This window comes from Chromohalobacter marismortui (genome assembly GCF_004364315.1).
Lineage (GTDB): Bacteria > Pseudomonadota > Gammaproteobacteria > Pseudomonadales > Halomonadaceae > Chromohalobacter > Chromohalobacter marismortui.
This window is the reverse complement of sequence record NZ_SOBR01000001.1, coordinates 704,942-722,695: the sequence shown is the minus strand read 5'-3', so window position 1 is coordinate 722,695 and position 17,754 is coordinate 704,942. Positions and strand designations below refer to the sequence as shown.

General features: G+C 63.9%; 17 protein-coding genes and 1 tRNA gene. 10 read left to right on the top strand and 8 right to left on the bottom strand.

Translation table 11 applies throughout. From position 1 onward, the window contains the following. Positions 1-254: 254 nt before the first annotated feature. The 5 genes from C8E00_RS03195 to C8E00_RS03175 all read right to left on the bottom strand — a co-directional run bounded on the left by C8E00_RS03195 (position 255) and on the right by C8E00_RS03175 (position 4,298). On the bottom strand, positions 255-1,136 hold the full coding sequence (locus C8E00_RS03195; RefSeq protein WP_133694384.1) for an OmpA family protein: 882 nt from the start codon (positions 1,134-1,136) through the stop codon (positions 255-257). 258 nt (positions 1,137-1,394) lie between these two features. Next, on the bottom strand, positions 1,395-2,549 hold the full coding sequence (locus tag C8E00_RS03190; protein WP_133694381.1) for an amidohydrolase: 1,155 nt from the start codon (positions 2,547-2,549) through the stop codon (positions 1,395-1,397). Positions 2,550-2,574: 25 nt separating this feature from the next. Then, positions 2,575-3,036, bottom strand: coding sequence for a DUF2489 domain-containing protein (locus C8E00_RS03185; RefSeq protein WP_133694378.1), 462 nt, complete (start codon positions 3,034-3,036; stop codon positions 2,575-2,577). Positions 3,037-3,189: 153 nt separating this feature from the next. Beyond that, positions 3,190-3,918, bottom strand: coding sequence for an LrgB family protein (locus C8E00_RS03180; RefSeq protein ID WP_133694376.1), 729 nt, complete (start codon positions 3,916-3,918; stop codon positions 3,190-3,192). Then, the gene (locus C8E00_RS03175; protein ID WP_133694374.1) at positions 3,915-4,298 is read right to left on the bottom strand and encodes a CidA/LrgA family protein; all 384 of its coding nucleotides are present in this window, start codon (positions 4,296-4,298) and stop codon (positions 3,915-3,917) included. The genes C8E00_RS03180 and C8E00_RS03175 overlap by 4 nt, the downstream gene beginning before the upstream one ends. 212 nt (positions 4,299-4,510) lie before the next feature. On the opposite strand from C8E00_RS03175, the gene C8E00_RS03170 reads away from it, so the two are divergent. Together C8E00_RS03170 and C8E00_RS03165 are read left to right on the top strand one after the other, a co-directional pair. Next, positions 4,511-4,587 (top strand) — tRNA-Pro (locus tag C8E00_RS03170). Between the two features lie 178 nt (positions 4,588-4,765). Next, positions 4,766-4,969, top strand: a complete 204-nt coding sequence (locus tag C8E00_RS03165; RefSeq protein ID WP_133694372.1) for a hypothetical protein — start codon at positions 4,766-4,768, stop codon at positions 4,967-4,969. A gap of 65 nt (positions 4,970-5,034) precedes the next feature. Here C8E00_RS03165 and C8E00_RS16780 read toward each other — a convergent pair whose 3' ends face one another. The 3 genes from C8E00_RS16780 to C8E00_RS03155 form a co-directional block, all read right to left on the bottom strand. Next, entirely contained in the window at positions 5,035-5,169 is a 135-nt protein-coding gene (locus tag C8E00_RS16780) for a hypothetical protein (protein ID WP_279586101.1), read from the bottom strand. Between the two features lie 78 nt (positions 5,170-5,247). After that, positions 5,248-5,679: a hypothetical protein gene (locus C8E00_RS03160; RefSeq protein WP_133694370.1), complete on the bottom strand. Its 432-nt coding sequence runs from the start codon at positions 5,677-5,679 to the stop codon at positions 5,248-5,250. Further along, a complete protein-coding gene (locus C8E00_RS03155; RefSeq protein WP_166638228.1) occupies positions 5,676-6,362 on the bottom strand; it encodes a TetR/AcrR family transcriptional regulator in 687 nt (228 codons plus the stop codon). Before C8E00_RS03155 ends, C8E00_RS03160 begins: the two co-directional genes overlap by 4 nt. Before the next feature lie 247 nt (positions 6,363-6,609). Between C8E00_RS03155 and xdhA the strand changes: the two genes are divergently transcribed. From xdhA to C8E00_RS03115, 8 genes are all read left to right on the top strand, one after another. Beyond that, complete coding sequence (xdhA, locus tag C8E00_RS03150) at positions 6,610-8,052, top strand: xanthine dehydrogenase small subunit (RefSeq protein ID WP_133694365.1); 1,443 nt, start codon at positions 6,610-6,612, stop codon at positions 8,050-8,052. Then, on the top strand, positions 8,036-10,426 hold the full coding sequence (gene xdhB, locus C8E00_RS03145; RefSeq protein WP_133694363.1) for a xanthine dehydrogenase molybdopterin binding subunit: 2,391 nt from the start codon (positions 8,036-8,038) through the stop codon (positions 10,424-10,426). Before xdhA ends, xdhB begins: the two co-directional genes overlap by 17 nt. Then, positions 10,419-11,285, top strand: coding sequence for a xanthine dehydrogenase accessory protein XdhC (xdhC, locus tag C8E00_RS03140; protein WP_133694360.1), 867 nt, complete (start codon positions 10,419-10,421; stop codon positions 11,283-11,285). The genes xdhB and xdhC overlap by 8 nt, the downstream gene beginning before the upstream one ends. 55 nt (positions 11,286-11,340) lie before the next feature. Further along, positions 11,341-12,702, top strand: coding sequence for a guanine deaminase (guaD, locus tag C8E00_RS03135; protein WP_133694358.1), 1,362 nt, complete (start codon positions 11,341-11,343; stop codon positions 12,700-12,702). Between the two features lie 135 nt (positions 12,703-12,837). Further along, entirely contained in the window at positions 12,838-14,217 is a 1,380-nt protein-coding gene (locus tag C8E00_RS03130; protein ID WP_133694355.1) for a uracil-xanthine permease family protein, read from the top strand. Positions 14,218-14,302: 85 nt separating this feature from the next. Then, positions 14,303-15,541 carry an FAD-dependent urate hydroxylase HpxO gene (hpxO, locus tag C8E00_RS03125; RefSeq protein ID WP_133694353.1) on the top strand — a complete coding sequence of 413 codons (1,239 nt, stop codon included), beginning with the start codon at positions 14,303-14,305 and terminating at the stop codon, positions 15,539-15,541. 109 nt (positions 15,542-15,650) lie between these two features. Further along, a complete protein-coding gene (locus tag C8E00_RS03120) occupies positions 15,651-16,313 on the top strand; it encodes a response regulator (protein WP_133694351.1) in 663 nt (220 codons plus the stop codon). Then, positions 16,310-17,710: an ATP-binding protein gene (locus C8E00_RS03115; protein ID WP_133694348.1), complete on the top strand. Its 1,401-nt coding sequence runs from the start codon at positions 16,310-16,312 to the stop codon at positions 17,708-17,710. Before C8E00_RS03120 ends, C8E00_RS03115 begins: the two co-directional genes overlap by 4 nt. Positions 17,711-17,754: the final 44 nt, after the last annotated feature.

Here is a 17,754-nt window from a genome sequence, read left to right as displayed (position 1 = left end):
GGCCCATACCAGGGACCACATGAAACGATGAAGATGAAAAACGACGGGGCTGCTATCGGCCACTTCCCCTTGCGTATCATACGCCTGAGACCGCACAGCGCTTGTCTAAAGGCACGACAGGCGTATGCAATGGTAAGTCGCGAACACTAGCAAGCCTGCGAAATCACGTCCAGTCGCCAGCAGCTAACGCACAAACAAAAGGGGCGCCCGAAGGCGCCCCCATTTCTGCTTTCTTCAATCATGAAGAGCGGTCGTTACTCTTGCTCGCCCAGCTCGACACGGCGATTCATGGCACGACCTTCAGGCGTCTCGTTGGTGGCAATCGGGTTCTGCTCACCATATCCGTAGGTCGTGATATTGCTGCGCTCCACACCATGAGCGACCAGGAAGTCCCGGACGGAATCTGCACGCCGCTGTGAAAGCTCCTTGTTATAGGCCGCACTACCGATGGAATCGGTATAGCCTTCCAAGCGAACATCGACGCCTTCATTAGCCTCCAGCTTCTCGGCGACATCCATCAAGACGTCTTCGGCACCACTGGTCAGCTTGGCTGAGTCGAACTCGAAGTGCACGTTCTCGAGCACCAGATCCGCCACGCAACCCAGCGCGTTGACGTCGGCACCGGCCGGAGTATCGGGGCACTGATCCTGATAGTTCGGAACGCCATCACCGTCGCTGTCAAGCGGGCAACCCTGAGCGTTGACTTCGACCCCTGCCGGTGTTCCCGGGCACTGGTCTTTATAGTCAGGAATGCCATCACCGTCGCTGTCAAGCGGGCAGCCTTGCGCATCGACCGCCACGCCAGCCGGTGTATTCGGGCACTGATCGCGATCGTCGGGAACGCCATCGCCATCGCTGTCCACTACCTTGTCGGAATAATCGGCGCAAAGCATGGCACCTGCGGTCGCGCCGCCAACGCCACCGAGTGCAGCGCCGGTATCTTCGTCCGAGTCACTGCTCGACGCGTACCCAATGCCACCGCCGATCAAACCACCGGCCAAGCCACACACGAAAGGTGAGTTGTACCATGCTTGGTCATCGGAATGAGACATGGATTGAGAGCCCGAAGTGGCACAGCCGGAAAGGCCGACAGCCAACGCAGAACCGAGCAGCAAGCCAGTCGTAGATTTTTTCATATGTAAGACTCCTTCTTAACACAGCGCTAGTCGTAACGGGACGTTACCCAGCGGGGTCCGAGTATAGAAGCGGTTCCCGGTGGGAGGAAGGGGTTTTCGCCCTTCTCTCATCAAAAAAGAAAGCACAAAGACGTCCGTACAGCCAGTGCTTCACCCACCCACCTATGCTTCTACTAATGAATGCCCCTTCATCATTATGCATTATCGGCATTGATGCAAACCCAAATAAAAGAATGCTCGGGGCCCGATTTTGTACAGCTAGCGCCCATCGCCTTGATGGCGCCTGATCAGACGTTCGAACAATTCAATGCCCGGTCCCAGCAGAGCATCCGGAAAATCATAACCGGGGTGATGCAAGGGGTGACATCGCTCGCCGCCCCCTAGCGTGAGCAAGGCGCCCTTGCCTTGCGCAGCAAGCCATCCGAAATCTTCCGACCAGCGATGCGCTGCGGTCAATTCACACAGCGGTAATGACAAGGCTTTCGCCTCTTCGCGAATCGCGTCGACAGCGTGCGGGTGATTTTGGGTCGCCTGAAAGACATCCCGCCAATCGATCTCGATGCCCAGGTCGTCCTCGTCGGCTTCGGCGCGCGCCAACGATACGGCCGCTTCCGCCAAGGCACGCATCATCGCATCGTTTTCGGTGCGCAACGTGGCCATCACCTCGGCCTGTCCTGGAGAAGTGCCGAACGCCACCTCGCCCAAACGCGCATGGATCAGGGTGACCATCACCAATCCCTGATCATCCGGTAACTGCTGAGGCAGACGCTTCAACCCCTGCAAGATCCGGCACATTGCCAAAGCCGGATTGCGTCCCTGCTCGGGATGGGCGGCATGCGCGCACAATCCGTTGAGCCGAATGATCAGCCCCCGCGAGGCACAGGTCATGGCGCCCTCCCTCACCGACACCTCACCCAGCGGCGCGCCGGGCAGATTGTGCAGCGCATACACATGATCGGGGGTGATTTCCTCGAAACGCGATGATTCCACCACCTCGCGGGCGCCACGGCCGGTTTCCTCGGAAGGCTGAAACAGCAGCACCGTTTCACCATGCGTCGGCGGCTGCTTCGCCAGGCGCTGCGCCAATCCGAGCAATACCGCCATGTGCCCGTCATGGCCGCAACTGTGCGCCACATGCTCACAGGTCGATTTCCAGGCAATTTCTGCGGTCTCGTCGATGGGCAAGCCATCGAGTTCGGCACGGAACATGACGCGTGGTCCCGGCAAGGCGCCCGCGAAAACCCCGGCCACACCATGGCCTCCCAGGCCGGTGACGATACGTGTTGCCCCCGCCTGCTCGAGCCAGTCCGCCACCCGGCGAGCCGTTTCGCTTTCCTGCCCCGACAGCTCCGGCGAGGCATGCAGTCGATGGCGAATTTCGGCCGGGGTCAGCGACAAAAATGCCTCATTCATTGCGTTCTCCTGCGACATGCTCTGCCTAGCCGTGGGGCCACTCACGTTTGAAGGTCAATACCTGACGTGCCGCCTCGTGGAGCGCCGTATAACGCTCTTCCTGCAACGCAATGCGCTCGCGATCCTCGGCGAAGCGCTGTTTGGCCGACAAGTCCTGGCGCGAGGAGTGCGTGTGCAGATGTGCCGTGCGCCGATGAATCTCGTCAAAAACCTTGAAACCTTCCCTATCGAGTAGCGCGGGATCGATGATATCAAGCATCACCTTGCAGCGGAGCGCCCCTTCCACCAGATCGACCTGGTCTCCCAGCATGGCCGTCGCGATCGCCTCAAGACTCTCGAGACAATTACGGTGAGCCCGCGCAAGTTCTTCTTCGCGTGCCGCCTCACGGCGCTGTACTTCTCGCCACAAGCGCCACGCGTACCCGATCAAACCAGCGACGACCAGTACCGCCAACGCCACTAAACTCCAGCCCATCTCTACGGACATGGTCGCACCTCAGACGCGTTCATTTAGTCAATCGACAACGTGCGCAGACGTTACCGAGCTTGTCGCACCACAACAAGCCATGCCTGACTCGAAGGATAAAGGTTTTTTCCCTGATGCATGATCGGTGAAATGGAGACAACGGTATAAGAACCATTAAAGACCAAACACATGCACGAGAGGAGGAAGAATGAAGGCAGTCAGCAACCCCGTCAGTCCCATCGCCAATCCCGCAAAGGCCCCCGCAACGGCCCCAATCGAAGAAAACGAATGCGCCGTTCCGAATCCATGCGCCGCCAACCCCATGGTAAAGCCTTGTACGCTGGGGTCGCGCACCTTGATCAGGCGAAAGATGAGCGGGCCCAGCGCGCACCCCAGAGACCCCGTCAACAGCACCAACCCCGCCGCCAGCGACGGGATCCCGCCCAGTTTCTCGGCAATCCCCATCGCAATGGGCGATGTCACCGATCTAGGAGCCAACGTGAGCACGGTCTCTCGGCTGGCCCCCATGAGCATGGCGACGCTTACGGTAGAAATCACCGCTGTCACGATACCTGCGACGCACCCCAGCATGATCGGCAACAACATGCGCCTGACCCGTTCTCTATAGTCATAGAGGGGAATCGCCAAGGCGACTGTCGCGGGACCGAGCAGAAAGTGGATGAATTGAGCACCATCGAAGTACGTAGCGTAATCGGTATGGGTGAGTTTCAGAAAAGCGATGAGCAACACGATGGCGATGATCACCGGATGCAAGAAGGGCGTACCGCCCAGGCAACGGTTCAGATAGGTCGCTGCCATGAACGCCAGTAGGGTTGCCAACAGGGACAACAAAGGGCTCGCCGAGAGATATACCCACAGCTGATCGAGTGCCGGCACGCTCATGACCGATCCTCTCGCAGCGCGTCACGCGGATCCTGCGGAGTCGACCGGGTAAGCCACTCCATCACTTTCGCGGTAACGGCAAGCGTCAGTGTCGTGGACACCACTAGCGTGATCACGATCGGCCAGAAATCGGTTTTGATAAGGCCGAAGTGCACCATAATGCCAACGCCTGCGGGAACGAACAGCAACGTCAGATAGCGCAGCAGCCCTTCTCCGCTTGCACGCAAACCGGACGGCACGCGCCCATTGAGCATCAACCCCACCAAAAGCACGACCATCCCCACTACAGGACCGGGAACGGGCAGGCTCAGGGCATGAACCAAGAGTTCGCCCAGGAATTGGCAGCCCAGCAATATGCTCATACCCAAAATAAGCGGCATTGTCGTCTTCTCCCCAAGGAACACCACTATTTTACATCTTTCGTCTAACGCCTATAGCGCCATCAAGGAAGATTGTGCGGCACAGGATTCAATCATGCGGCAAGCACTTGAAAAAAAAGCGCTAACGAGGGTTTTCATTTACAAGAACCCAAGGTAGTATACGCATCGTTCTCGGGCAGGGCCCACGGCCGTTGGCCTTGGAACACACTAGACGGAGCGTGGCGCAGCTTGGTAGCGCGCTGCAATGGGGTTGCAGAGGTCGCTGGTTCGAATCCAGTCGCTCCGACCAGGATTGTCAGAAAAAACCGCCGCTTATGGGTCAACCATAGCGGCGGTTTTTCGTTGGTATGTTACGCTCGGGGTAATAGATGCCAGGCTGCGCTCAGCGTGTGGCCATGGCAGTGGAACCCTCGTCGCCTTGACGAGTCACAACGCCACGACCCCCAACCTCAGCGAGATTGATTATCATGCTGCATGACGCCATTGAGATACGGAAAATCGCCGGCCCCGACGAGAACGACGTCCGCTATGAAGTCTACGACAGCGATACAGGGGTGAGTCTGGGGCTTTACCAGAGCATGGAACATGCCGAAGCCGAGCGTCAGCGAATGAAAGCGTCCGACAAAGAGCTCAAGTCAGGCGAAGCGGACGACGACCCCAGCGTGGAATGATTCCCCGAAACGGCTTGGCCATATTCACCAAGCCGTCTTGATCCGACACCGAACAAGCCCCTCTTCTAACGATGCCGCCATAAATCCCACCCGATACCTGCGGCAATCCCCGTGACGACGCCTGCCATCACGCTGCCCACCACCAGCCACGTAACCAACCCGACCATGATGCCGAATAGTGCTCCGGGGAGTTCTTTCAAGGCCATCTCCAAACAACAGCATTGAGCTACATAGGGCTGAACGCCATACCCCGCACACAGCCCCATGTATCCCAGCGCTTACGCCATCTGCTGCCACTCGATCAGCGCCGCGGCCACGGCATGCGGATCAAAGCCACTACGGTGCAGGCTCGACGACATGATCGCTGCCTGCGCGTCCTGACGGGTCACGAACAGACGATACCCAGTGTAATCGCCACGCTCACAGCGCACATTGACCTGACCACAAACGACCCGGTTGGCGGGCCCACCGACTCGCGGCGCTACGGCACGAATATCGCGAAACACGGCCGTGGCGGGGTACTTGAGCAACTTCCTGACATTCGCCTGCGCGAGATAGATTTCCGCATCCGTGGCTGACGCCCACTCCAGATGATCACGTGCGATCTGTGCCGTGATCGCCCCTGGCGTATCTGGTGGCTCCGCGGGCAACGACGATGAATCGTCGATCAAGCCGCCGCTGACCAGGAGCAAGATGCCCCACAATTTCATATTGTCTCCTTACTTTGGATAGCCTGGCGGTCACGCGAGGGACCGACACGCGCTGCGGATCGAACGCCACACCCCTTGAGAATGACATGGCACAGAAATTCGGTGACCGAACGGTACTCGCTTTCCCCAAGCGCTGTCTTGTCGGTAATGCCCAGTATCTGGGCTTCGAAATCCGCATAGTGCTGGGTGGCCGACCAGATCAAGAATATCAGCCATACCGGATCGACAGGGTCCATCAACCCCTTATCGGCCCAGTGCTCGAAGACACGCGCCCGCGCGCGCACCCATTCGCGCAACTCACCGTGCAAATATTCCTGCAAGAAAGGGGCGCCCTGAAGCACCTCGGCGGCGAACAAGCGAGAACCTTGGGGATGCCGTTGCGTGAGCCGCATCTTGCTACGAATGAAGCCTTCGAGCACCTCGCCCGGATCATCGTCTTCGCTGATATCGTCCAGCATGGCGTTCCAACGAGACATCATACGCTCGAGCAAGGCCACGTACAGCTTGCGTTTACTCCCCACATAATACAGCACGTTGGACTTGGGCAGCCCAGCCGCTTCGGCAATGGCCTGCACGCTCGCACCCCGATAACCATGACACGCGAACACGTGCTCGGCCGCCTCGAGAATCACGTTTTCATTGCGCGCCCGCGTTCCCAACTCGGGTGAGTTCATCGATGTCATGACCGCTCTCTTCGTCTGCCAATACGAAAGTCTGCCCCAGCGGGTGTCATCGGTGCAACGCACTGCAACGTCCCACTGCCTGGTTTCATGACGACCGATCATGCGCGTAACGGTGGCCGATGAACAAGCGCACGCGGGACTTGTCATGAGCGACATTTTGATTAAGGCTTAACGGAGTTGACCAAATGGTCATGTCGATACGTGCGTGCGCACCTCGGATCACAATGACAACCCGACGGACACTCCGATGATCGAGTTTTACCTCAATGGCGAAGCGCAACGCTGCGCCTCGCTGGCGCCAGACACCAGCGTTCTGGAACTCCTGCGCGCTGAGTTGCAGCGAACCGGCACCAAGGAAGGCTGCGCCTCGGGCGACTGCGGCGCATGCACCGTCGCCATCGGCGAACCCGATCGGGACGGTCGCCTGCACTATCACAGTATCAATGCCTGCATCACCCCGGCCCATCAGCTACAAGGGCGCCACCTCGTCACCGTCGAGGGGCTCGCGCGCGGCGACGCCTTGCATCCCGTCCAGGCTGCCATGGTCGAATGCCATGCCAGTCAGTGCGGCTTCTGCACCCCCGGTATCGTCATGTCGCTGTTCACGCTTCACGAGCGCCAGCGTCAGGCGCCGGTCGCGCTGGACGATGCATGCCTCGAAGCAACCCTGGGCGGTAACCTCTGTCGTTGTACGGGTTACCGGCCCATCCAGAAGGCCGCACGCCGCATGGCCGCTCAGCCCGACGTACGCCCGCCCTGGGGGGATTCCCCCGGGCTCGCCGACGACGTCGCCGCCTTGGGGAGCCTGCTCGATGCCACCGGCTATGCCATGCCGATCACCCTGACGGCCCTGCATGCGCTACGACGGCAATATCCGACGGCGCGCCTGGTGGCCGGCGCCACCGATCTATGGCTCGAGGCCACGCAACGACTCCAAGCCTTCGAGCATCTGATCGACGTCAGCCGCGTCACCGAATTGCAGACGATCGACGCGACACCCGACGGCTGGTGGATCGGCGCTAGCGTCACCTACACGCGCCTCGAACCGTTACTCGATGAGCATTATCCTGCGTTCGCTCGGCTATTACGGCGCCTGGGCTCCGCGCAGATCCGCAATCGCGGCACGCTGGGCGGCAATATCGCCAATGCCTCGCCCATCGGCGACACGCCACCGATATTGCTCGCGCTCGATGCCCACTTGGCGCTGGAAGGCCCCAACGGCGCTCGTCAACTGCCCCTGGACGACTTCTTTCTCGACTACAAGCGCACCGCCCTAGAGCCTGGCGAATTCATCCGCGCGATTTTCCTGCCTCGGCCCACCGGAAACCGGCACCTGGAAGTCTGGAAACTTTCCAAGCGCCGCGAGGACGATATTTCGGCGGTGCTCGGCGCCTTCGCCTGGCGCCAGGAGAACGGCTGTCTACACGACGTTCATCTGGCCTTCGGCGGCATGGATGCCACACCCCGACGTGCCCAGGCCACCGAAGCGGCCCTGGAGGGGCAACCGCCCGATATCACTGCTTTTGATGCGGCACGCCAGGCACTCGCACGTGACTTTCAGCCCCTCGATGACGTGCGGGGCTCCGCCGCCTACCGCCAGCTCGCGGCGGCCAATCTGCTCGAGCGCCTGCGCCTGACGATCGACCACGACGCTGCCCAGGAGGTCTGCCTCGATGCGTACGCTCACTGATCTCTCACATCCAGCGGCCGCCCCGCGAGCCTCCGACCGCTCCGCGACGCGGGCCGACACCCGGCACGCGCCGCCCCATGACAGCGCGACCCTGCATGTCACCGGCCGGGCACGTTATCTCGATGACCAGCCGGCGCCCGCGAATGCTCTGCACGTCGCGGTCGGCTTGAGTCGGGTGGCGCATGGCCGCCTGACCCGACTCGAGCTCGACGCCGTGCGTCGTGCCCCCGGCGTCGTCGATGTCATCACCGTGGTCGACATTCCCGGTCATACCGATGTGGGGCCGGTGTTTCCAGGCGACCCGCTGCTCGCCGACGCCGAGGTCCGCTATGCAGGACAGCCGCTGTTCGCGGTCGCTGCCATCGATCTAAAGACCGCCCGCCGCGCCGTGGCGCTGGCCGAGATCGAGATCGACGCGCTGCCCGCGCGCCTCGACCCCGTGGCCGCCGCCGAGGCCGAGGAATGGGTCCGCCCGCCGCACGTTCAGCAACGCGGTGACTGGCAACACGCCCTGGACGACGCCCCCCATCGGCTGGAGGCTCACCAGTTCGTCGGCGGGCAAGAGCACTTCTATCTCGAGGGGCAAGCCTGTCTGGCCCTGCCCAACGAGGACGATGGCGTGACCGTGCATACGTCCAGCCAGCATCCCAGTGAAGTGCAGAAGCTCGTCGCCGAGGTCCTGGCGATCCCGTTCCACGCCGTTACCGTCGAAGTCCGGCGCATGGGCGGCGGGTTCGGTGGCAAGGAGACCCAGGCGGCACCATGGGCCTGCCTGGCGGCGCTGCTGGCACGTCGTACCGGGCGCGCGGTGCGGCTGCGCCTGCCGCGCGGCGACGACATGCGCGCCACCGGCAAGCGTCATCCATTCCACAACCGCTACCGGCTGGGGTTCGACGACGCGGGCGTGCTGCAAGGCGGCGACATCACCGTCATCGGCGACTGCGGCCACTCGCCGGATTTGTCCGAGGCCATCGTCGACCGCGCCATGTTCCATGCCGACAACGCCTACTCGCTGGGCCAGGCCCGGGTCACCGGCATTCCTGCGCGCACCCACATGCCCTCCAACACGGCGTTCCGCGGCTTCGGCGGCCCGCAGGGCATGCTGATCGTCGAACGCGCCATGGACGATATCGCCCGCCATCTCGGCGAGGACCCGCTCACGATCCGCAAGCGCAACCTGTACCGTCCCGAACACGACGTCACCCATTACGGCCAGCGCGTCGAACAGGTCGGGCTGCTGCACGAGCTGATATCGCAACTGGAGGCGAGCAGCGACTACTGGGCACGACGGTCGGCGATTCGCGCATACAACGCCAGCAGCCCGGTCCTCAAGAAGGGCCTGGCGCTCACCCCGGTGAAATTCGGCATTTCGTTCACCGCCAAACACCTCAATCAGGCCGGAGCGTTGTTGCACGTCTATACCGATGGCAGCGTGATGATCAATCACGGCGGCACCGAAATGGGACAGGGCCTGCATACCAAGGTCGGACAAGTCGTGGCCCGCGAACTGGGGCTGGAAAACGCCGCCGTGCGCATTTCCGCCACGCGTACCGACAAGGTGCCCAACACCTCGCCGACCGCCGCCTCGAGCGGCGCCGACCTCAACGGCATGGCCGCACGCAATGCCGCGATGCAGATTCGCGAGCGGCTGTTCGATTTCGCCGCCGAGCATTATCGGCTCGACCGCGAGGCCATGCGCCTGGAGAACGGCGAGCTGGTGGCGGGTCACGGCGAGAGCGAGCGGCGCATCGCCTGGGGCGACCTGGTCCAGGCCGCCTATCTGGGCCGCATCTCGCTCTCGGCGACGGGCTTCTATGCCACCCCGCTGATCCATTACGACCGCGCCTCGGGCCAGGGCCGCCCCTTCTACTACTATGCGTATGGTGCGGCCGTCTCCGAGGTCGTCGTCGATACGCTGAGCGGTGAATATCGAGTCTCGCGCGTCGATATCCTGCATGACGTGGGTGATTCCCTGAACCCGGCGATCGATCTCGGCCAGATCGAGGGCGGCTTCATTCAGGGCATGGGCTGGCTGACCAGCGAGGAACTCAAGTGGGACGAGACCGGCCGCTTGACGAGCGATGGCCCGGCGACCTACAAGATCCCCACCATCGGCGACACGCCACCCGATTTCCGCGTGGCACTGCTCGAGGGGCACCCCAATTCCCAGGCCAGCCTGTATCGCTCAAAGGCCGTGGGCGAACCGCCCTTCATGCTGGCGATCTCGGTCTGGTCGGCACTGCGCGACGCGCTGGCCAGCCTCGCCGACTATCGACTGAGCCCGGCGCTGGATACGCCGGCCACGCCGGAACGCGTGCTCTTCGCCGCACAGGCACTGCGTCAGGCGACCGTGACGGAGACCTCGCATGCATGACGACACCTGGGACGCCGCCCTGCATCGCCTGCAACGCCAGGCACAGGCGCATGTCCTGATCAGCGTGGTGGGAGCCGAGGGCTCCACGCCCCGCGAGCCCGGCGCCAAGATGGTGGTGACCGCCGACGCCTGCCACGACACGCTCGGCGGTGGTCGTTTCGAATACCAGGCCATCGCTCGTGCCCGCGAGATGCTGGCGGCGGCGGCACGCGGCGAGTGCGTTGCCACGCCGTGCCTGGAAGCCTTTCCGCTGGGCGGGCGCAGCGGGCAATGCTGCGGCGGCCACGTCAGCGTCTTGTTCGAGCGCTTCGCAGGCGCCAGCATGCACGTGGCGCTGTTCGGTGCCGGGCATGTGGCACGGGCACTGGTCCCCTTGCTGGCGCCCTTGCCATGGCACGTACACTGGTTCGACAGCCGTCCCGACGCTTTCGACGCCGTCGAGCCCTCGCCACGGGTCGATTGCCGCCCCCTGGACGCCGAGGCCCCGGCCGAGGACATCGACGCGCTTCCCGCGGGCAGCCACGCCCTGGTCATGACCCACGATCACGATCAGGATCGCCGGCTCGTCGAGGCCCTGCTGGGCAGGCCGGACATCGCCTCCTTGGGCCTGATCGGCTCGCGAAGCAAATGGGCGAGCTTTCGACGCCGGCTGCGCGAAGCCGGGATCGACGATTCCGCGCTGGCACGGGTGCGGTGCCCCATCGGCATTCCCGGCGCCGACGGCAAGCGCCCCTACGAAATCGCCCTCGCCGTCGCCGCCGAACTGCTGACCTTCGCGAACGCGGCGCCGCACGCCACGCACCGGGGCGTCACGCCCCCTCAGTGGCGTGACGTGACCGGCCGACGTGCCACCTATTGATCCTTGGCCGGACGCCTTGAGCGTCTCGGCCAGCCACGCCAAGAGAGCATGCCCCATGACCGACTCCCGACTCCTGCGCGGTGCCGTGCTGACCTTCGACGACGATCCCGGCGAGTCCCCCGTGCCACGCCCGGATAGCCTGCGCTACTGGGAGGACGGCGCCGTCTGGCTGGAGAACGGCCATATCCACGCCGTCGATGACTACACCACGCTGGCACCGCACGTGCCGGCAGGGCTCGAGATCGTCGACTACCGTGGCAAACTGATCATGCCCGGCTTCATCGACAGCCATGTGCATTATTCGCAGCTCGACATCATCGCCTCGTTCGGACGCGAACTGCTCGACTGGCTCAACGACTACACCTTTCCCGCCGAATGTCGCTTCGCCGAACGGGCGCACGCCGAGGAGGTCGCCGAACGATTCCTCGATGAACTCCTGCGCGGCGGCACCACCACCGCCCAAGTGTTCTGCACCTCGCATCCCGGCTCGGTGGACAGTATCTTCTCCGCCGCCCGAGCCCGCCGGTTGCGCCTGCTGGCCGGCAAGGTACTGATGGATCGCCATGCCCCCGAGGCTCTGATCGACACCGCCGTCGGCGGCATCCGCGACAGCGAACGGCTGATCGCCGACTGGCACGGCAAGGACCGTCTGGCGTATTCGCTGACACCCCGCTTCGCGCCGACATCCAGCCGCGAGCAACTGGATGCCGTGGGCGGCGTGCTGCGCAACGATGCCAGCCTGTATCTGCAAAGCCACCTCTCGGAAAACCGTGGCGAACTGGCTTGGGTCGCCGAGCTGTTTCCCGAATGCCGCGACTATCTCGCCGTCTACGAGCGCCATGGTCTGGTCGGCCCACGCAGCACTTATGCCCACGGCATCCATCTCTCCGCCAACGAGCGCGCACGGCTCGCCGAGGCCGGCGCCAACATCGCCTTTTCGCCGACCTCCAACCTGTTTCTGGGCAGCGGGCTCTTCGACCGCCTCGCCACACGCGAAGCCGGCGTGGCCACCTCCCTGGCCAGCGACGTGGGCGCCGGCACCGGCCTGTGCGGCTTGACGACCCTGCAAGGCGCCTATCAGGTGGGCGCCTTGCTCGGCCAGCCGCTGACGGCATGGCAAGGGTTCTATCGGCTCACGCTGGGCAACGCCCGTGCCCTGCACCTGGCGGATTGCATCGGCCGTCTCAAAGCCGGCCATGAAGCCGACCTGGTCGTGCTGGACCTCACCGCCACCCCCCTCATGGCACGGCGAACCCAGGTCGCCGAAACGCTCGGCGAGCGTCTGTTCGCGCTGATGATGCTGGGTGACGACCGCAGCGTCCACGCCACCTGGGCCAGCGGCCGGCCAGTGCACCAACGTGATGCAAGCGGTACGCACGCCGCACCCTCGAGGCACATGGCACATTCCTCCACATGACCGCGTCGCGCCACGGTCGCGCTGTCATGGGGCCTGACCGCCACGTCAACTTGGCATTCCGCTTGCTTGGTCATTGCTACATGATTTTGTATACATAACGCCCGACGCAGAGACGCGGGCTCAAGGAGCCAAGCCATGTCAGCCGATAGCCCGGTTTACCGCCTCGAGGATCGCCCCGGCCCGCTGGCCTCGCTGCTGGCCGCTTTCCAGCATGTCCTGGCCAGCTTCGTGGGAATCATCGCCCCCAGTCTGATCGTGGGCGGCGCGCTGGGACTGGAGCAGTACCTGCCCTACCTGCTCAGCATGGCGCTGTTCGTCTCCGGCGTGGCCACCTGGATCCAGTCGCAGCGTCTCGGTCCGCTGGGCTCAGGCCTGTTGAGCATTCAAGGCACCAGCTTTTCATTCGTCGCGGCACTCATCGCCGCCGGCCAGGCAGCGCGCACCAGCGGCGCCAGCGACGAGGCCGTGATCGCCACGTTGATCGGCGTCTGCACGCTGGGCAGCTTCATCGAGATCGCCCTCGGCGGCATGCTGCATCGTCTCAAGCGCATCATCACGCCCACCGTCACCGGCGTGGTGGTGACGCTGATCGGACTCTCGCTGGTCAAGGTCGGCGTCACCGACATGGCAGGCGGCGTGGGCGCCGAGGATTTCGGCAGCCTCGCCAATCTGGGCCTGGCGGCCCTGGTCATCGTGGTGGTCCTGGCCTGCCAGATGTCCCGCCATCCCTGGCTGCGCATCGGCTCGGTCTTCTACGGCCTGGTCATCGGTTGCGTGGCCGCCGTGTTCACGGGGCACTTCAACGCCGAACTCGAGTCGCTGCGCTGGTTCGCGCTGCCGCAACCGCTGCGTTTCGGCATCGGCTTCGACTGGGCAGCCTTCGTGCCCGTGGCCTTCATCTTTCTGGTGACCGCCATCGAAACCGTCGGCGACCTGACCGGCACCGCGCGCGCCTCGGGCGAACCCATCAGCGGCCCCGTTCACCAACGTCGGTTGCGCGGCGGCGTGCTCGCCGACGGCGTCAACTCGCTGCTCGCCGCTCTTTTCAACACCTTCCCCAATACCACCTTCAGCCAGAACACCGGTGTGGTGCAGCTCACCGGCGTGGCCAGCCGCCACGTCGGCCGCTACGTGGCAGCGATCCTGTTGCTGCTGGGACTCATACCGGCGCTGGGCAGCGTGCTGCAGTACATCCCGCGTCCCGTGCTCGGCGCCGCCACGACCTTGATGTTCGGCCTGATCGCGGTATCGGGCATCCGTATCCTCAGCGACCAGGCGATGACCCGCAAGACGATCATGACCATCGCCGTCTCGCTGGGCATGGGTCTCGGCGTGCAGCTGGTGCCCGAGGCGCTGTCGGGGCTGCCGGACACGGCGCGGCAGATCTTCGCCTCGCCGATCACCACGGGCGGGCTGAGCGCCATCCTGTGTACGCTGCTGCTGCCCGGCGGTGCCCCGACGTCCGAAGAAGCGCATCAACCGCAGGCCGGCGTCACTCCGCGCCGGTCCACGTGACGGCGCGTCATCGACGCCATGATCCATCACTACGACAGTGCCCCATGCAACGCCCCATCCATACAACAAGCACAAGGAGTTCGCCATGTCTCGCCCCACGTCTCCCACTTCCACCACCGCCCTGGATGTGCTCGTCATCGGCGCGGGCATGGGCGGGCTGAGTGCCGCGCTCGCCTTTCAGCGCCAGGGACATCGGGTCACCGTGATCGAACGCGTCGAGGCGATACGCCCGGTCGGCGCGGCCATTTCGCTGTGGCCCAACGGCGTCAAGGTCATGCATCGCCTGGGGCTGGGCGAGACCATCGAGCACCTCAGCGGCAACATGACACGCATGCGCTATCTCACCCACACCGGCGAGCCCCTGACCGATTTCAGCCTCGCGCCGCTCTTCGACGAGGTCGGCCAACGCGCCTGCCCGATCGCTCGCGCGGCGCTCCAGCAGACCCTGTTCGACGCCGTGGGGGCCGAGCACATCCAGCTCGGGCGGCGCTGTCTCGACTATGCCCAGGACGATGAAGGCGTCACCGCCCACTTCGAGGACGGCGGCCAGCAGCGCGCCGACCTGCTGGTGATTGCCGACGGTACGCACTCTCGGCTGCGCAGCAAGCTGGTCGGCCACCCCGTAGAGCGTCAATACGTGGGCTACGTCAACTGGAACGTGCGCGTCAGCGCCGACGAGGCACTGGCCCCGCTCCACAATTGGGACCAATACGTCGGCGACGCCAAGCGGGTGTCCTTGATGCCGATGGGGACCGGCGGCAATACGGCGGGCACCCAGGAATACTACTGCTTCTTCGACGTGCCCTTACCCGCCGGCACACCGAACGATCCGCAGCACTATCGAGACGAACTCCGCGAGCATTTCGCCGGTTGGGCAGCGCCGGTACAAGCCTTGATCGAGCGCTTCGACCCCGAGCGTATGGCTCGGGTCGAGATCCACGATATACCACCGCTCGACTCGCTCACCGCGCCTCGGGTAGCCTTGCTCGGCGATGCCGCCCACGGCATGGCCCCGGACCTTGGCCAAGGGGGCTGCCAGGCCATGGAAGATGCCTGGGTGCTCGCCCGGGCCGTGCAGGACGCACTCGAGGTAGATGACGGCGCGGCGCCTGCGGCGGCCATCGCCACGGCACTGGAACACTACGACGCAGCCAGAGTCGACCGTGTCGGCGACATCGTCTCCCGCGCACGCAAGCGCGCCGCGACGATCCATGGCCGGGATCCCGTGCAGACGCATGCCTGGTACGACGAACTCGCCCATGAAGACGGCAGCGAGATCCTCGCCGGGCTCAGAAAGACCATCGTCGGTGGCCCCCTGGGCTGAAATCAGCGGCCCTGCATGGCGACCGCCAGCCTCGATCGTCGGACAGAGCATAAGAAAGCGTTAAGCTTTTCGGTGCATCCTGCGCGAATGACACTTCGGGGGAGGTTCCATGCGCATACTTCTGGTCGAGGACGATCCGCTGCTCGGGGACGGCATCAAGACGGCCCTCGTGCGCGAGGCCTATACCGTGGACTGGTTCACCGAGGGGCACCACGCCCTCGAAGCGGCGCACAACGAAACCTTCAGCGCCATGATCCTCGACCTGGGACTCCCCGACATGGATGGCATGACGGTACTCAAGCGCCTGCGCGAGTCGTCCGCCTTGCCCATTCTCATACTGACGGCACGCGACGCCGTCGAGGAACGCATAAGCGGACTCGACGCCGGCGCCGACGACTACGTGCTCAAGCCGTTCGACCTGAAGGAGTTGCTGGCGCGCCTGCGTGTCGTCACTCGGCGGGCCGAGGGGCGCGCGTCTCGCAGCCTGACCCTCGGCGCCCTGAGCATCGACGAAGCCAGTCACAGCGTCAGCTGGCATGGACGCGACGTTGCCCTGGGACGCCGCGAATATGCTCTGCTGCTCGAGCTGGCGCGCCATCCCGACAAGGTGCTGTCCCGCCCGCGTCTGGAAAGCCTGCTTTATGGCTGGGGGGAGGAGGTCGCCTCCAACGCCGTGGAGGTCCATGTCCACCATCTGCGCAAGAAGCTCGACAAATCCCTGATCATGACCGTGCGCGGCATCGGTTATCGCCTGGACTCCCGCACGGCATGACCTCCATTCGCTATTACCTGCTGCGCACGCTGGCCCTGGTGCTCGTCGTGGCCGGCGGCGTGGCGGTGCTCGCCGCGTACCTGATTACCGATCACGAACTGGAAGAAGTCCTCGACACCCAGCTCAGCCTGCATAGCCGGATCGTCGCCGGCCAGCTTCCCGATGATGTCCAGGATGCCGACCTGACCCGGCTGTCGCAGACCCTGAGCATTCCCGGTTATCCCGCCAGGGCTTACTCAAACGGACGCGCCATGCCTGCGCAGGATGACACGACACCCTCACGGCTCTATCACGAAGAAGAACGCAAGCTGGCGCTGGGGATCTGGAACGCCGATCAAACGCCACGCCTGCTGCAGGGCAAGTGGACCCAGGGCACGCCCTTCCCCGCCCCCGAAGAAGAAGGCTTTCGCTGGGTCGACTATGCCGGCCAGCGCTGGCGTGTCTTCAGCATGTACGACGACCGGCACGACCTGTGGCTCAGCATGGGCCAGCGCAGCGACTTCCAGCACGAGATCGTGGCACGCATCACCTGGAACAATCTGATTCCCATGCTGGTGCTGCTGCCCCTCATGCTGTGGCTGATGAACCGCATCATCCGGCGTGGCCTGCACCCCATTCGACGCCTGTCGAACCAGGTACAAGGACGACATGCCCGCGATCTTCGACACATCGAGCTCGACGTGCCCCGCGAGCTGGCGGACCTGCACCGATCGCTGAACGACTTCATCGACCGGCTGGGCGACACCCTGGAGCGCGAGCGCCGCTTCACCGCTGACGCCGCACACGAACTGCGCACCCCGCTGGCCGCGCTGCGCATCCACCTGGATAACGCCAAGGCCGGTGAGACCGCGTCGCTGCAAAAGGCCTATACCGGCATCGAACGCCTGCAGCGGGTCGTCGAACAGTTGCTGGTCCTGGCGCGCCTGGATCGCACGCCGGACACACAAGCGACCTCGATCGACCTTTACCCCATCGTCATCGATCTCATGGCCGACCTGTGGCCGCTCGCGCACGACCGCGGGCAACGGCTGACCCTCGAAGGGCTCCACCAACTACGCATCCAGGCCGATGAAACCGAAGTCGGCATACTGTTTCGCAACCTGCTCGACAACGCCCTGCGCTACACGCCGGAAGGCGGCCATGTGGAGGTCGAGCTCGGCGAGACCGCGCAAGGGGGTGCGCACATCCGCGTCCGTGACAGCGGTCCCGGCATCCCCGAAGACCTGCTCGAAGAGGTCACGGAACGCTTTCGGCGCGCCACCGATCAGCGCACCACCGGCAGCGGGCTCGGCCTGTCCATCGTCGTCGAACTGGCTCAGCGACAACAGGCGACGCTCCAGCTTCGCAACCGTCCCGAACACGGCCTGGAAGCCACGATCACCTGGCAGGCCCCATGAGATCCACGAGGTTCGTCAAGGCGCGTCCTTTCACCCCAAAGAAA

Coding starts and splice junctions, on each gene's coding strand:
- C8E00_RS03160 (WP_133694370.1), bottom strand. CDS start 5,679: ATGAAATTGTGGGGCATCTTGCTCCTGGTCAGCGGCGGCTTGATCGAC.
- C8E00_RS03115 (WP_133694348.1), top strand. CDS start 16,310: ATGACCTCCATTCGCTATTACCTGCTGCGCACGCTGGCCCTGGTGCTC.
- C8E00_RS03180 (WP_133694376.1), bottom strand. CDS start 3,918: ATGAGCGTGCCGGCACTCGATCAGCTGTGGGTATATCTCTCGGCGAGC.
- hpxO (WP_133694353.1), top strand. CDS start 14,303: ATGTCTCGCCCCACGTCTCCCACTTCCACCACCGCCCTGGATGTGCTC.
- C8E00_RS03195 (WP_133694384.1), bottom strand. CDS start 1,136: ATGAAAAAATCTACGACTGGCTTGCTGCTCGGTTCTGCGTTGGCTGTC.
- C8E00_RS03190 (WP_133694381.1), bottom strand. CDS start 2,549: ATGAATGAGGCATTTTTGTCGCTGACCCCGGCCGAAATTCGCCATCGA.
- xdhB (WP_133694363.1), top strand. CDS start 8,036: ATGCGTACGCTCACTGATCTCTCACATCCAGCGGCCGCCCCGCGAGCC.
- C8E00_RS03155 (WP_166638228.1), bottom strand. CDS start 6,362: ATGACATCGATGAACTCACCCGAGTTGGGAACGCGGGCGCGCAATGAA.
- C8E00_RS03165 (WP_133694372.1), top strand. CDS start 4,766: ATGCTGCATGACGCCATTGAGATACGGAAAATCGCCGGCCCCGACGAG.
- xdhA (WP_133694365.1), top strand. CDS start 6,610: ATGATCGAGTTTTACCTCAATGGCGAAGCGCAACGCTGCGCCTCGCTG.
- C8E00_RS03175 (WP_133694374.1), bottom strand. CDS start 4,298: ATGCCGCTTATTTTGGGTATGAGCATATTGCTGGGCTGCCAATTCCTG.
- guaD (WP_133694358.1), top strand. CDS start 11,341: ATGACCGACTCCCGACTCCTGCGCGGTGCCGTGCTGACCTTCGACGAC.
- C8E00_RS03130 (WP_133694355.1), top strand. CDS start 12,838: ATGTCAGCCGATAGCCCGGTTTACCGCCTCGAGGATCGCCCCGGCCCG.
- C8E00_RS03120 (WP_133694351.1), top strand. CDS start 15,651: ATGCGCATACTTCTGGTCGAGGACGATCCGCTGCTCGGGGACGGCATC.
- C8E00_RS03185 (WP_133694378.1), bottom strand. CDS start 3,036: ATGTCCGTAGAGATGGGCTGGAGTTTAGTGGCGTTGGCGGTACTGGTC.
- xdhC (WP_133694360.1), top strand. CDS start 10,419: ATGCATGACGACACCTGGGACGCCGCCCTGCATCGCCTGCAACGCCAG.